We start from the raw sequence: 12,759 nt of genomic DNA on the forward strand, positions 1-12,759 counted from the left end.
GATTTGGGTGTTCCTATGGTGGCTTCGCCCAGCGTATGGCCTGTGATCCAGAAGTGATGAAGGTAGAGCGGCGGGGCGGTGAACAGATCCGTCGATCGCCCTCACCGGCCCGCGCCCAGGACTGGCCTCGGGTGGGGCCCGCCGGTGCCGGTCGTGGTCCCCACGTGGCGGTGGCGCAGCGTGGTCGGTGAAGCCGGCGGCCGACACGGGCGATATACCGGGAATTCAGGTCGTGACGCGGGAGAATCCAGCCATGACGGTCAGCACGGCGGCCTCCGGCCGCACGGCCGCGCGAGTCGGTCCATGAGGGTCACGGTGCCGCGGGCGGAGTTCGCGGAGGCCGCGGGGTGGGTGGCCCGGCATCTGCCGGCACGGATGGCGCCGGGCATCGTGGCGATCGCCGGGATGCGGCTGGACGCGGCGGAGCGGCTGACGCTTTCCGCGTTCGACTACCAGGTCGCCGTGACCGCGACCGTCGAGGCGTCGGCCGCCGTGCCGGGTGGGGCGCTGGTGCCCGGCCGGCTGGTGGCGGACATCATGCGCAGCCTGCCGGACGAGACGGTCCGGCTCTCGGTCGACGAGGGCTGGCTGCTCGTCCGCGCCGCCGGAGCCCACTACCGGGTGCCGATCCTGCCGCTGGAGGACTATCCGGCGCTGCCGGCCTTCCCGCCGCCGGTCGGCGAGGTGGACACGCTGGGGTTCACCGCGGCGGTCAACCAGGTCGTCCCGGCCGCCGCGCGGGACGAGACGTTCCCGGTGCTGACCGCGCTGCGCCTCGAGCTCGCCGGCCGCGGCCTCACCCTGGTCGCCACCGACCGCTATCGCCTCGCCGTGCGCTCCATCCCCTGGCAGCCCTCGGTGCGGGCCCCCGAGGCCGTCGCGCACGTCCCGGCCCGGCTGCTCGCGGAACTCGCCCGCATCCCGACCGCCGCGTCGCGGCTCGCGCTCGGCCTCGGCGCGGACGACGACGGTGGCCCGCGGTTCGGGCTCTCGACCGGGTCGCGCCGGATCGTCGTCCGCCTCGTCGACGGGACGTTCCCGCACTACCGCCGGCTTCTCCCCGAGGCCGTCGGGCTCTCGGCCGGGGCGCAGATCGCGCCGCTCGCGGCGGCGATCCGCCGCGTCGCGGTGGTCGCCCCGCGCACAGGGCCGGTGGTACGGCTGACGTTCTCGGCCGGCACCCTCACGGCCGACGTCGGCCCGGACGCGGGAACCACCGCGGCGGGCGACTCCGGCCCGCTCAGCCTCGCGGCGGCGACCGACTCGGTCCCGATCGACTACGACGGGCCGGACCTGGTCGCCTGGTACAACCCCACCTACCTGCTCGACGGGCTCGTCGCCGTGGACGGCGACGAGGTGACCATCGGCTTCGCCGCCGCGGACCCGGGCGAGGCGGCCCGGCTGCCCGCGATCATCACCGGCAAGGACGACGACGGCTTCCGCTACGTCCTGATGCCGGTCGTGCGCAGCGAGGCGGCCTAGCCGGCCCGCGGGGCCGGTGGGTCGGCTGTCAGGCCGTCGAGGCCGGCGGTCCAGAGCTGGCCGTCCGCGCCACGCCGCACCCCCGGCGCCGGGCGGACGCCAGGCGGCAGCATGTCGGCCGCGGCCGCGTTGGCGACGAAGTCGACCAGCGTGGCCCGCAGCTCACGGGCCGCCCGCGGCGGCTCGACGTCGCGCCGGTGCGCCAGCCCGATCGTGCGGTGTAAGCCGGGCTCGGCGAACGGCGTGGTCCGCAGCGGCTGCCGGAACGCGACCATGCTGGGGATCACCGCGATGCCCAGGCCCGCCATCACGAACCCGCAGACCGCGTCCATCTCGCCGCCCTCGATCGCGAAGGTCGGCTCGAACCCGGCCGTCCGGCAGGCGCCGACGGTGAAGTCGCGCAGGTCGTAGCCGCGCCGGAACATCACCAGCGGCCGGTCACGCAGATCCTCGACCGCCATCCGGGCGCCCCGCACGGGCGGTGGGCCGTCGGGGGAGGAGATGACGACCAGGTCCTCGCGCAGCAGCGGGGCGGTCGCGAGCGCCGGGTCGCTGCCCTGCAGCGGCAGGATGATCAGGGCCAGGTCGAGGGCGCCGACCGCGAGCTCGCCGACCAGGTCGCGTGAGCCGCCCTCCTCGACGAGCAGCTGAATACCCGGGTAACGCTGCCGGAACAGCCGGAGCACCTCGGGCAGCATGCCCGTGCACAGGCTCGGGGTGGCGCCGATCCGGACGGTTCCCCGGCGAAGGTCGGTCAGCTCCTGGACCTCGCGGCGGGCCATGTCGGCGTCCGCGAGGATCTTTCGGGCCAGTGGAAGCAGCGCCTCACCCGCCGCGGTGAGTGTGATATTCCCCCTAGCCCGGTTGAACAGGGGGCTGCCGAGCTCCGTCTCCAGGGCACGAATCTGCGCGGAGAGTGATGGCTGGGCTACGTGAACGCGCGCGGCGGCCCTCGTGAAGTGCTTTGTCTCGGCCACGGCGACGAAGTAGGCCAGCTGCTGGAGCTGCACACCCGCACCATAGCCTTCGGCTATTGAGACGAGCACCTTCATGTCTTGGACCATTGCCAGGTGCCGCCCGTACGGTCGCCGCCGTGGCAGTAGAGACCGCGGCGACCCGGGTAGGTCGCCCCTCAGCCGTGACGGCCCTGTGGCGGTCGAACATCGGCAAGAAGGCAGTGATGGCCACCACCGGCCTGCTCATGCTGCTCTTCCTCATTGTCCACATGTTGGGCAATCTCAAGATTTTCTTCGGGCGGACCGATTTCGACGACTACGCGGCCTGGCTGCGCACGATCGGCCACCCGGTCCTGCACAACGCCTGGTACCTGTGGATCCAGCGTTTCGGGCTGCTCGTGATCGTCGGCCTGCACGCCGTCACCGCCTACCAGCTGAGCAGGCGGGACCTGCAGGCGCGGCCCGCGAAGTACGCGCACCGGCTGCGCCCGACGGCGAGCTACGCGACGAACACCATGCGGTTCGGCGGCATCATCCTCGGGCTGTTCATCATCTACCACATCCTCGACCTGACGGCGCTGGTCGCGAACCCGAACGGGGCCGAGGGGAAGCCCTACGACAACGTCGTCGCCGACTTCTCGCCGTCGCACTGGTACATCGCGGTGGCGTACATCGTCGCGATGCTGGCGCTCTGCGCGCACATCGCGCACGGCTTCTGGAGCGCCGCCCGCACGCTGGGCGCCGTCTCCAGTGCCACCCAGGCGACCACCTACAAGGCGATCGCCGGCGTCCTGGCGGCCGTGATCACGCTCGGCTTCCTGTCCGTCCCCATCGCGGTCCTCGCAGGGCTGGTGAGGTAGTCAATGTCCGACAATGTCACTGGATCGGCAGAACCGGCCGAGGTCACTGGGTCGGCAGAACCGGCCGAGGTCACTGGGTCGGCAGAACCGGCCGAGGTCGAGAGCACCATCGCGGGCGCGGCCGAGGCGGCCATGCCTTACACGCTCGGCGAGGACCTCGCCGACAGGGCCGCTCCGGACGGCCCGATCGAGACCCGCTGGAGCCGGCGCAAGTTCGAGGCGAAGCTGGTCAACCCGGCCAACCGGCGCAAGCACAAGGTGATCGTCGTTGGCACCGGCCTGGCCGGCGGCTCGGCCGGCGCGACGCTGGCCGAGCAGGGCTACCACGTCATCCAGTTCTGCTTCCAGGACTCGCCGCGCCGGGCGCACTCGATCGCCGCGCAGGGTGGCATCAACGCCGCCAAGAACTACCGCAACGACGGCGACTCGGTCCGCCGGCTGTTCTACGACACGATCAAGGGCGGCGACTTCCGCGCCCGCGAGTCGAACGTCCACCGGCTCGCCGAGGTCAGCGTCCAGATCATCGACCAGTGCGTCGCCCAGGGCGTCCCGTTCGCCCGCGAGTACTCGGGCCTGCTGGACACCCGGTCCTTCGGTGGCGTGCAGGTGCAGCGCACCTTCTACGCCCGCGGCCAGACGGGCCAGCAGCTGCTGCTCGGCGCCTACCAGGCGCTGTCGCGGCAGATCGACGCCGGCAACGTCGAGATGCATGCCCGCCACGAGATGCTCGACCTGATCGTCATCGACGGCCGGGCCCGCGGCATCATCGCCCGTGACCTGGTCACCGGCGAGGTCTCGACCTACATGGCCGACGCCGTGGTGCTCGCCTCCGGCGGCTACGGCAACGTCTTCTACCTGTCGACGAACGCCAAGAACTCCAACGCGAGCGCGATCTGGCGGGCGCACAAGCGGGGCGCGTACCTGGCGAACCCCTGCTACACGCAGATCCACCCGACCTGCATCCCGCGCTCCGGCGACTACCAGTCGAAGCTCACCCTGATGTCCGAGTCGCTGCGCAACGACGGCCGGATCTGGGTGCCGAAGGAGGCCGGCGACACCCGGAGCCCGGAGCTGATCCCCGAGGAGGACCGCGACTACTACCTGGAGCGGATCTACCCGGCGTTCGGCAACCTGGTCCCGCGTGACATCGCGTCGCGCGCGGCCAAGAACGTCTGCGACGAGGGCCGCGGCGTCGGCCCCGGCGGGCTCGGCGTCTACCTGGACTTCGCCGACGCGATCAAGCGCCTCGGCGAGGACAGCGTCCGCGAGAAGTACGGCAACCTGTTCGACATGTACCAGCGGATCACCGGCGAGAACCCGTACAAGGTTCCGATGCGGATCTACCCGGCGATCCACTACACGATGGGCGGGCTTTGGGTCGACTACGACCTGCAGTCCACCATCCCAGGCCTCTTTGTGATCGGTGAGGCGAACTTCTCCGACCACGGCGCGAACCGGCTCGGCGCCTCGGCGCTCATGCAGGGCCTCGCGGACGGCTATTTCGTCCTGCCGCCCATGCTGGGCAACTACCTGGCCTCGACCAAGCTCGCCCCGGTCGACGCGTCCGCCCCCGAGGCGGTCGCGGCGCACACCGAGAGCAGCGAGAGGCTGACGAAGCTGCTCGCGGTGAACGGCGACCGGACGCCGGACTCCTTCCACAAGGAGCTCGGCGACCTGATCTGGGACAACTGCGGCATGGCCCGCAACGACACCGGCCTGCGCAAGGCGCTGGCCCGGATCGCCGAGCTGCGGGACGAGTTCTGGACCCGGGTCAAGGTTCCCGGTACCGGTGCGGAGCTCAACCAGTCACTGGAGAAGGCGAACCGGATCGCGGACTTCATCGAGTTCGGCGAGCTGCTGGTGCTCGACGCGCTGCACCGCGCCGAGTCGTGCGGCGGCCACTTCCGCGAGGAGAGCCAGACCCCCGACGGCGAGGCGCTGCGCGACGACGAGAACTTCGCCTACGCGGCCGCCTGGGAGTTCACCGGCGTCGGCAGCCAGCCGGTGCTGCACCGCGAAAACCTCCAGTTCGACGAAGTGCACCTGGCCCAGCGGAGCTACGCATGAAACTCACCCTGCGCATCTGGCGGCAGACCGGCCCGGAGGCCCCAGGCGAGCTCGTCGACTACCAGCTGGACGACGTCAGCCCTGACATGTCGTTCCTGGAGATGCTCGACGTCCTCAACGAGAAGCTCATCCTCGACGGGGCGATCCCGGTCACCTTCGACCATGACTGTCGCGAGGGCATCTGCGGCTCCTGCGGCATGGTGGTCAACGGCGCGCCGCACGGCCCGCAGACCCTGACCACGACGTGCCAGCTGCACATGCGCTCGTTCTCCGACGGCGACACCGTCGTCGTCGAGCCGTGGCGCTCGGCGGCGTTCCCGGTGGTCAAGGACCTGATGGTCGACCGGTCGGCGTTCGACCGGATCATCCAGGCCGGCGGCTACGTGAGCGTCTCCACCGGCGCCGCCCCGGAGGCGCACTCCCAGCTGGTGCCGAAGCCGGACGCGGACCTCGCGTTCGAGAACGCGGAGTGCATCGGCTGCGGCGCCTGCGTCGCGGCCTGCCCGAACGGCTCGTCCATGCTCTTCGTCTCGGCGAAGATCTCGCACCTCAACGTGCTGCCCCAGGGCCAGCCGGAGCGCGAGAGCCGAGTGATGAACATGGTCGAGCAGATGGACGCCGAGGGCTTCGGTGGCTGCACGAACACCGGCGAATGCACCAACGCCTGCCCCAAGGGCATCCCGCAGGCGAGCATCGCCCGCCTCAACAAGGAGTACCTGCGCGCCTCCCTTACCGGCAAGCGTTAGCCGTACACGCCGGGCCGGGACCGTCTCAGGCGGGTCCGGCCCGGCGTACGGCATCTCTCCCGGTCGAGCCGCCAGGTGGCGGCCGTCCCACGGCCAGCTATTCGTGGTCGGATCCCGGCCGATTCCCATCGAGACCGGGCAGCCGAGCCTCCAGCAGCCGGCGGTGCGCTCCTGGCCCCAGGTAGTCCTCCTCGTGCGTGAGGAACGTGAACCCCAGCTTGCGATACAGCTTCACGGCAGAGTCGTTGTAGGGGTTCACCGTCAGCCGCACCCGGCTTACCCCGGCCCGGGCCAGGCGCGCGAACGTGGCGCGCGCGAGCCGTTCACCATGGCCGAGCCCACGGGCTGTCGGCTCCACCCCCAGGCCCAGGATCCAGCCAAGCCCGGGCACGGACCCGGCGACTCCGAGACAGTAGCCTCGCAGCCGTCCGCCATCGTCAAGAACCAGCAGGTCGGCCGGGTGCAGGTCGAACAGCTGCCGTAGGACGAAATACGGGTACGCGAACTCGCCGAACAGGCGCGTGTCGAGGTCGACGAGCAGGGGAAGCTCGGCAACCTCGACGGGCCGGACGCGACCGCCTACCGCGACACGGCCACCGCCCGCCCCGTTGCCGGCTAAGTCGGCGCCGAAAACTGTCGGCCCGCGGCCGTCTGGATGCGCCGTCGTTCCGGGCACGGAGTCGTCGGGCGTAGACGGCTCTCCCCGCCCGGGCTGGCCAATGGTCATCTGTTCGTCAGCCAACCGTCGCGCAACGAGAAGCCGAGGTTCTCCACCCGCGCGGAACCGGCGAGCCGCTCGTACCAGGCGAGGTCGTCGACTGTGTGGCGGTGCGTCCACTCATGTAGTTCGGGAGCATCAGGGACGGGCCTGACGGCGGCTGACACGTCCAGTGCGCGAGGATATCGGTACACCTGCTGTTCCCCCTTTTCCACTAGCCGCGATGAGAACCTGGAAAACACGCTGGTCAGCGCCCGCCTCGGTAAAGGCGCCGCCAGGCGGTCCGGCCGTGTCGCTGCCCGGTCGCAATGTGGCGATCAGCGCCAGGTCCCCAACGCCCCGGCTCATGATCGTGCGCCGGGTTCTCTGCCATGCCTTTCTGGATCGCCCTGGGACGCCATAGATCCGACCCGTGAGCGCCCCGGCCCTGGGTGGCCGAGAGAGCTGGCAGCGCGGCCCACCAGCAAGTCTGGGCAGCTCTCGGAGAATCCGCCGACCCGCATCCGCGAGTGCTGTCGGGACTTCGGCCCGGCGAATCTCGGGGACCCGAATTGGCTAGGCATACGCGTGCTCGAACGGTCGCGGATGGGCGAGTGGGCCAATGGCGCCGTTCCCGTCTGAGGTGATGACAGCGGGGGTAATCCTAACAAGTCGGTCGTGCTGGCGCCGGAGAAACAGAGCTGTTACTCGGCAATCGGCCGCCGGCTCCCAAGCCGCACCGCCGGCTGCGGCCGGCGAACTCGGTGCCGCCGGTCAGGCGCCCGCGCAGGCTGTTCGTCCGAACGGCCGCGGCGCGCGCCTGCCGGCGGCGCCGGGAACGACGAGGAGACGGGGAACGGTGGACGAGCCGGAAGCCCCGGACGCCAGCTGCGACGGCCGTCGCAGGCCCGCAGGCCCGCAGGCCCGCCCGCCGGCCCGCCCGCCGGCCCGCCGGCCGGCCCGGTCGCGTGGTGTTCGCCCAGTGGGCGCGGCGAGTGAGTTCGTGGGTGCTGACAGAAAGCTACTCGTGACTCTGATAACCTGCGGACGCACTGGGACGGTGGCGTGAAACCAATCCTGAGTGGCGACCTGCGGGCTGGCTCAGCCCAACCGGTTCACGCAGCCGGTCCGCGGCGCCTTGCCACTCTCGGCGATGCGCTCGTCCGAGGTGTGGCCGCGGGCGGCCGGCCGCTGGCCGCGAGCCGCCGTCGGTCGTGTGCGACTGCGCTACTCATTCCTGGACGGCGGCCGTGCGGATCCAACCGAGACACCAGATTCTCGACATATGGCGAGCGGTTCTGGCGACCGCCTACCAAGACAGCGCATGGAGCTGGGGCGGTCGTGACGACTCCAACTCGATCAGCGACGCCGAGCAGTTGTTGTGTCTCCTTTATCCGGCTACCGAGATCGACACGCTGACGCTCGACCGCGCGGACTCGACCGGCGCCGACGTTCGCCGCGCGCTGCGGCCGCTGGGGGATACCAGCCAGCTGCCGCGTGCACTGCTGGAGATCGTCGAGCTGTACCTTCGGAGGTACACAGCCGAGGACGGCGAGCCGATCTTCAGTTCGGGCCGCTATGTGTCCACCGATGATCCGAATGGTGTCTCGGTCGAGCAGTCGGACCTGCACATCGTCGATGCCTACTCGATGTCCGTGACGCTTTGTCTGGCGACGCTCGGCTTCCTCGAAGTATACGAGCCCCCACCCCGCCGAGTGGATCTTCGGCGGCGCATCGAATTCGTTCGCGAGGCGATGAGCCGTCGACTGACCGATTCCATGGTTGGCCTGCTGCGGAGCTTTGTCGTCCAGACGACCAAGCCTGACGAGGTGGCGGGCCGGGCGATCCTGAGCATGATCAATGTGTCCGGTGTCCCGGAGCAGGTGGTGCTCGAACGGCTGCGCCGGCAGCTTGCCAGGGTCCGGTCGCGACTGCGTGACGACATCCGAATCGGCCTCTCGCCCGACCTGAAGAACCGGCTGGACGACGACAGCCTGCTTTTCGAGTGCGGCTGGACGTGGGGAATCGCGGAGAACGCGGAACCCATCGACTTCGTGGCCGATCTCAAGATTAACAAACGGCAGGGGTGCGCCGAGGATCGTCCGTACCTCTACTTCACCGTTGTCGCGCTTGACGGCATCAACGACCTCGTGTCGTCCCGTACCCGAGAACTCGGGCTACTCAATGACGAGCAGCGCCGCCTCGCGGACGCGCTTCAGATCCGCTGGGACATGACGCAGCGCTACTGGTCGACCGTCGCCAGGTTCGGCGACCAGATGTGGCCGCTGGAGAACATCCCGTGGCGGACGTCCGATGACGAGGAGTCGGACTATTTCAGTCTTCTGGTCTCGGCGGTGCTCGTGCAGGACCTCCAGCAGCGCCGAGCGACCGATGACGACCTCACCCGGGCGGTACAGGTCTTCGAGGAGCTTGCGCGGCGCGGCAGGATTACCAGCCGCGTGACTCGGGGAGACCGTGCGATCGCCCTGCACGAGCCCGGCGTCAAGATGTCCTTGCGTGGCGCGGACCTGCTAGGCCCGCCGCTATACCGCAACGTCGCGGACTTCGCCCCGCTGCTGCTCAAGCGCAGCCTTCAGGCCGCCGGACTGTCTCAGAACGTGCATGCGCGTGACAGGCTGATGCTCGTCGCCGAGTCCACGATGGATCACCTGAGCCGTCGGCGCCTGCGGACCGGTAGCGCCGCCGCGGGCCTGTGGGACGACCCCGTCGAGGTGCTCGCGCCCTACGCCACTGGTGAGTCGGACCAGCGGCCGTCGTGGTACATCACCGAGCGAGTCGTCGAGGGCCTGGTCGCGGCCACGAAGGCTTTCGACGGCCTGCCGCTGCGCAGCGGAGCCCAGGTGGACCATGCCCTCCAGCTGCTCTCGGAGGCAGACCACCTGCTGAACCGCGAGATGATGACCGCCGACGCCGACGACCAGTCGGCGATGCAGGCGGGCCTCCTCCAGATCGAGGGCCGGCTCACCCGAGCGCGCCGGATCCTGAATGACAGGCCTGGAACCGCCGCGGCGCTGGCCATGGACGCGCTTCGTCAGCTGGACGGGCTAGCGGTCGCTGACAGCGACGCCACGAGGAGCATGTAGATGCTGGTGTTCGCCGCCTCCGACAAGGGCGGGACCGGGCGTTCGGTGACGAGCTGCAACATCGCCTACCGCCTCTCGATGACGGGCCGCGATGTCGCTTATCTGGACTTCGACTTCGGCTCACCGACTGCTGGCGCGATCTTCGAGATCGCGAAGATCGACCGTGGTACCCCGACCACCGGGCTGCACGAGTGCATCGCCGAGGGTGCCACGGACCCCGACCAGTTCGACGTCCGGAGCCACTCCGACCGGCAGGAGCTGCGGGCGCTGCAGGCAGGCGCCGGCCGGCTGGTGCTGTTCCCCGGCGACCTCGGTGGCGCGGAGTTCGGCAGCACACCGGAGGGGATCGCGCGGTGCGTCGACCTCTTCCAGCGCCTCGACAACGAGTTCGACATCTGCGTGGTCGACCTGTCGGCCGGCCGCTCACACGCGGTCGGCATGTCGTTGGCCGCGATGGCCACGCCTGAGCTTCGGACCGTGCCGGTGCGCTGGGTGGTCTTCCACCGCTGGACGCGGCAGCACATCGTGGCCGCCGCCAACCTGGTGACCGGCGAGCACGGGCTCCTCAAGATGGGCGCCGACGTGAGCCACGACCCGGAGCGACTGGCGAACGCGATCAAGTTCGTCCGCACCGCCGTCCCGGAGCTCAGGTCGCCGACGGCGGCGGCACGGCCGACGCAGGCGCGCTGGCTGCAGCGGGCGGACCGCGAGCTGAACGAGCTGGCCAGACGCTATAACGTCGGTCAGGACCTGCTGCTCGGTTCCACTCCTGTCGAGCCGGTTCTGCAGTGGCGCGAACAGTTGATCATTGATTCGGACGTGACGGACAACATCGCCAACGGCGAGACCGTCGCGGCCTTCAACCAGCTCGTCAAGGACCTGCTGGACGACGGGGAGTGGGAAGGGCAATGACCGCCGTGGCGGACGTCGTCTCATACAACGAGGCGAGCAACCAGGACGACCTGACGTCGCTCCCGCTCGCGCACCTTTCCGTCGAGGTCGGTCATTTCTACATGGACGAGCTGCTCAACGGTGACGAGCCGATCCGCGCCCGCTTCGCCGCCGTCCGGCCATGGCTGGACGCCGCGCGCGCATCCGTGCGCTCCACCAGCCGGCCCCGGGTGAGCACCTGCTTCCTGATCGATGACTACTTCTACGCGCGAACGAACCCAGCCGACATCATGCCCCGGCTGCTGGCCGCCGCAGAGGCGAGCGGTGTCACGATCGACTATGTCGCCCGCGAGGCTGGCTGCTACGAGGCCGACAACGTCGATCTCGCGGCGCTGACGGCCGCTCGCCTCGTCGACGAGCCGGCGCCGAAGACGAACGGCTCGCGACCGCCCACGCACCAGTCGGGCTGGCTTTCCAACGGCGCTCGGTCGTCGCCGGACGACGGCGGGCAGGCACTGCGCTCGAGGTCCTGGGAGCCGCCGCAGGAGTTCGGCCGGCGTAACCACTCGATCTTTCTGGACGTCGAGCTGTGGCGGGACGAGCGGGACCGGCTGTGGTCCTGCCCGTTCCTCGCGGGCATCTGGCATCTGCTGCGCCTAGGGGTGCTGCGCAACTTCGGCGAGCCGGTGGCACAGCCACAACTGTGCTCGCCCACGCAGGACTGGCCGTCGGCCTGGGACGACCTCCCGGCCGTGATGCAGCTCCGCGAGGGCGCGGACCCGTTCAGCGCATACCACGTGCTGTCGATCCTGCCGAGGTCCTACCTCCCGATCGAGCACGCGATCCAGGTCATCCTCGGCCAGCTCGACCTTGAGAAGCCGGTAGTCGACGACCTGGTTCGCCGCGCCGCGCGGGAGAGGATCACCGTCCCTCCCGCGGTCACCGATCGGATCTCGCACGTCTTCATCGACGGCTGACCGGCGCCCATGCTGCTGCTCGGCGAAGTTCGCACCTGCCTGCTCCGGACCTCTACCCAGCTGCCCCTGGGCGTGGCCGAGCAGGTTCTTGAGCTGCTCCCCGGACGCCGCGTCCTCACGACGACTCGGCCGTGCGCCAAGTCCGTCTCCGCGCCCCTGCTCACCGGTGTCGACTGCAAGCTCGCGAGCCCTCCCCAGGCCGCACGGGGCTCCCGCGTGATCGGCACCGTGTCGGCGAACGCGGTGATCACCGGCGGGCTGGTCCTGCAGGCGTCGGCCCGCACCCGCGTGGTCCAGGCCGCCAGGCCGAACCGGCTCCCCTGGTCGCACTACGCTGCACTGCCCGGCGTCGTGGAAGCGGTCACCCCGACGGACGCGGAGGTGGTCGCCGACGGGTTCCTCGGGAACCCGAGCCCGGGCCCGACCCTGGACCTCGGCGCCGTCGCCGAGCGGCTCATCGGGACGGTCCAGCGCGACCGTCGGCTCGACCACGTGACCGCCCTGCGCTCACGGACGATCCGGGTGCGCTGGGTCGCGCTGCCGGACGCGACGGCCAGGACGCCGAGAGCCGAGGTCCGGCTCGTCGACGACGTCGTGCGAAGCGTGCGGCTGGCCATGCCGCCCGAGCAGCTCGATCTCGCGCAGTCCTTCGTCGAGGACTTCGCGCTGCACGACTGGCTCCTGACCTCGCTCGACCGGGTGATCGAAGATGCCGAGCGGCGTCGGATGGCCGGAGAGGACCCGACCGACCTCGTGCGCGCGGCCGTCGAACGCCTCGAGCACCTGTGGATGCCGGGTGCCCGGATCGCGACCGAGCTGGCCGGGCTGTGGCCGGCGCTGGACAGCAACCCGGGCTACTCGAGGCAGTGGAACTCGCTGGTCGGGCGGATCCACTCCCAGATCGCGCTGCGGACCCTCCAGGCCCTCGCCGACGCCCGGCGGCGCAGCGCGGGCTGGTAACCGGGCCGGTCACCGCGCC

The 12,759-nt window shown here is 70.2% G+C and carries 10 protein-coding genes; 8 read left to right on the top strand and 2 right to left on the bottom strand.

Going from position 1 to position 12,759, the window contains the following annotated elements; genetic code table 11:
- Window positions 1-303 precede the first annotated feature (303 nt).
- Window positions 304-1,482 carry a DNA polymerase III subunit beta gene (gene dnaN / locus FRADC12_RS22705; RefSeq protein WP_045878153.1) on the top strand — a complete coding sequence of 393 codons (1,179 nt, stop codon included), beginning with the start codon at window positions 304-306 and terminating at the stop codon, window positions 1,480-1,482.
- Here dnaN and FRADC12_RS22710 read toward each other — a convergent pair.
- Window positions 1,479-2,534, bottom strand: coding sequence for a LysR family transcriptional regulator (locus FRADC12_RS22710; protein ID WP_052711098.1), 1,056 nt, complete (start codon window positions 2,532-2,534; stop codon window positions 1,479-1,481). The genes dnaN and FRADC12_RS22710 overlap by 4 nt on opposite strands.
- A 41-nt stretch (window positions 2,535-2,575) precedes the next feature.
- On the opposite strand from FRADC12_RS22710, the gene FRADC12_RS22715 reads away from it, so the two are divergent.
- From FRADC12_RS22715 to FRADC12_RS22725, 3 genes are all read left to right on the top strand, one after another.
- Window positions 2,576-3,298: a succinate dehydrogenase cytochrome b subunit gene (locus FRADC12_RS22715; protein ID WP_084011119.1), complete on the top strand. Its 723-nt coding sequence runs from the start codon at window positions 2,576-2,578 to the stop codon at window positions 3,296-3,298.
- 132 nt (window positions 3,299-3,430) lie between these two features.
- Window positions 3,431-5,365, top strand: coding sequence for a fumarate reductase/succinate dehydrogenase flavoprotein subunit (locus tag FRADC12_RS22720; RefSeq protein WP_045880064.1), 1,935 nt, complete (start codon window positions 3,431-3,433; stop codon window positions 5,363-5,365).
- Window positions 5,362-6,111 (top strand): succinate dehydrogenase/fumarate reductase iron-sulfur subunit, encoded by a 750-nt coding sequence (locus tag FRADC12_RS22725; protein WP_045878155.1) that lies wholly within the window; start codon window positions 5,362-5,364, stop codon window positions 6,109-6,111. Before FRADC12_RS22720 ends, FRADC12_RS22725 begins: the two co-directional genes overlap by 4 nt.
- Before the next feature lie 97 nt (window positions 6,112-6,208).
- Here the strand turns inward: FRADC12_RS22725 and FRADC12_RS22730 are convergent, their stop codons facing one another.
- Window positions 6,209-6,838, bottom strand: a complete 630-nt coding sequence (locus FRADC12_RS22730; RefSeq protein ID WP_084011120.1) for a GNAT family N-acetyltransferase — start codon at window positions 6,836-6,838, stop codon at window positions 6,209-6,211.
- A gap of 1,220 nt (window positions 6,839-8,058) precedes the next feature.
- Between FRADC12_RS22730 and FRADC12_RS22735 the strand changes: the two genes are divergently transcribed.
- The 4 genes from FRADC12_RS22735 to FRADC12_RS22750 are packed head-to-tail and all read left to right on the top strand — an operon-like array spanning window position 8,059 to window position 12,740.
- Entirely contained in the window at window positions 8,059-9,912 is a 1,854-nt protein-coding gene (locus tag FRADC12_RS22735) for an SCO2524 family protein (protein ID WP_045878156.1), read from the top strand.
- Window positions 9,913-10,824: an SCO2523 family variant P-loop protein gene (locus FRADC12_RS22740; RefSeq protein ID WP_045878157.1), complete on the top strand. Its 912-nt coding sequence runs from the start codon at window positions 9,913-9,915 to the stop codon at window positions 10,822-10,824.
- Window positions 10,821-11,780, top strand: a complete 960-nt coding sequence (locus FRADC12_RS22745) for an SCO2522 family protein (RefSeq protein WP_084011121.1) — start codon at window positions 10,821-10,823, stop codon at window positions 11,778-11,780. Before FRADC12_RS22740 ends, FRADC12_RS22745 begins: the two co-directional genes overlap by 4 nt.
- 9 nt (window positions 11,781-11,789) lie before the next feature.
- The gene (locus FRADC12_RS22750; RefSeq protein ID WP_045878158.1) at window positions 11,790-12,740 is read left to right on the top strand and encodes an SCO2521 family protein; all 951 of its coding nucleotides are present in this window, start codon (window positions 11,790-11,792) and stop codon (window positions 12,738-12,740) included.
- Window positions 12,741-12,759 lie beyond the last annotated feature (19 nt).

The organism is Pseudofrankia sp. DC12 (assembly GCF_000966285.1).
Taxonomy (GTDB): Bacteria; Actinomycetota; Actinomycetes; order Frankiales; family Frankiaceae; genus Pseudofrankia.

Bases quoted from the DNA above. Each gene is read 5' to 3' on its own strand.
- FRADC12_RS22745 (WP_084011121.1), top strand. From the start codon at position 10,821: ATGACCGCCGTGGCGGACGTCGTCTCATACAACGAGGCGAGCAACCAG.
- dnaN (WP_045878153.1), top strand. From the start codon at position 304: ATGAGGGTCACGGTGCCGCGGGCGGAGTTCGCGGAGGCCGCGGGGTGG.
- FRADC12_RS22750 (WP_045878158.1), top strand. From the start codon at position 11,790: ATGCTGCTGCTCGGCGAAGTTCGCACCTGCCTGCTCCGGACCTCTACC.
- FRADC12_RS22720 (WP_045880064.1), top strand. From the start codon at position 3,431: ATGCCTTACACGCTCGGCGAGGACCTCGCCGACAGGGCCGCTCCGGAC.
- FRADC12_RS22740 (WP_045878157.1), top strand. From the start codon at position 9,913: ATGCTGGTGTTCGCCGCCTCCGACAAGGGCGGGACCGGGCGTTCGGTG.
- FRADC12_RS22730 (WP_084011120.1), bottom strand. From the start codon at position 6,838: ATGACCATTGGCCAGCCCGGGCGGGGAGAGCCGTCTACGCCCGACGAC.
- FRADC12_RS22725 (WP_045878155.1), top strand. From the start codon at position 5,362: ATGAAACTCACCCTGCGCATCTGGCGGCAGACCGGCCCGGAGGCCCCA.
- FRADC12_RS22710 (WP_052711098.1), bottom strand. From the start codon at position 2,534: ATGAAGGTGCTCGTCTCAATAGCCGAAGGCTATGGTGCGGGTGTGCAG.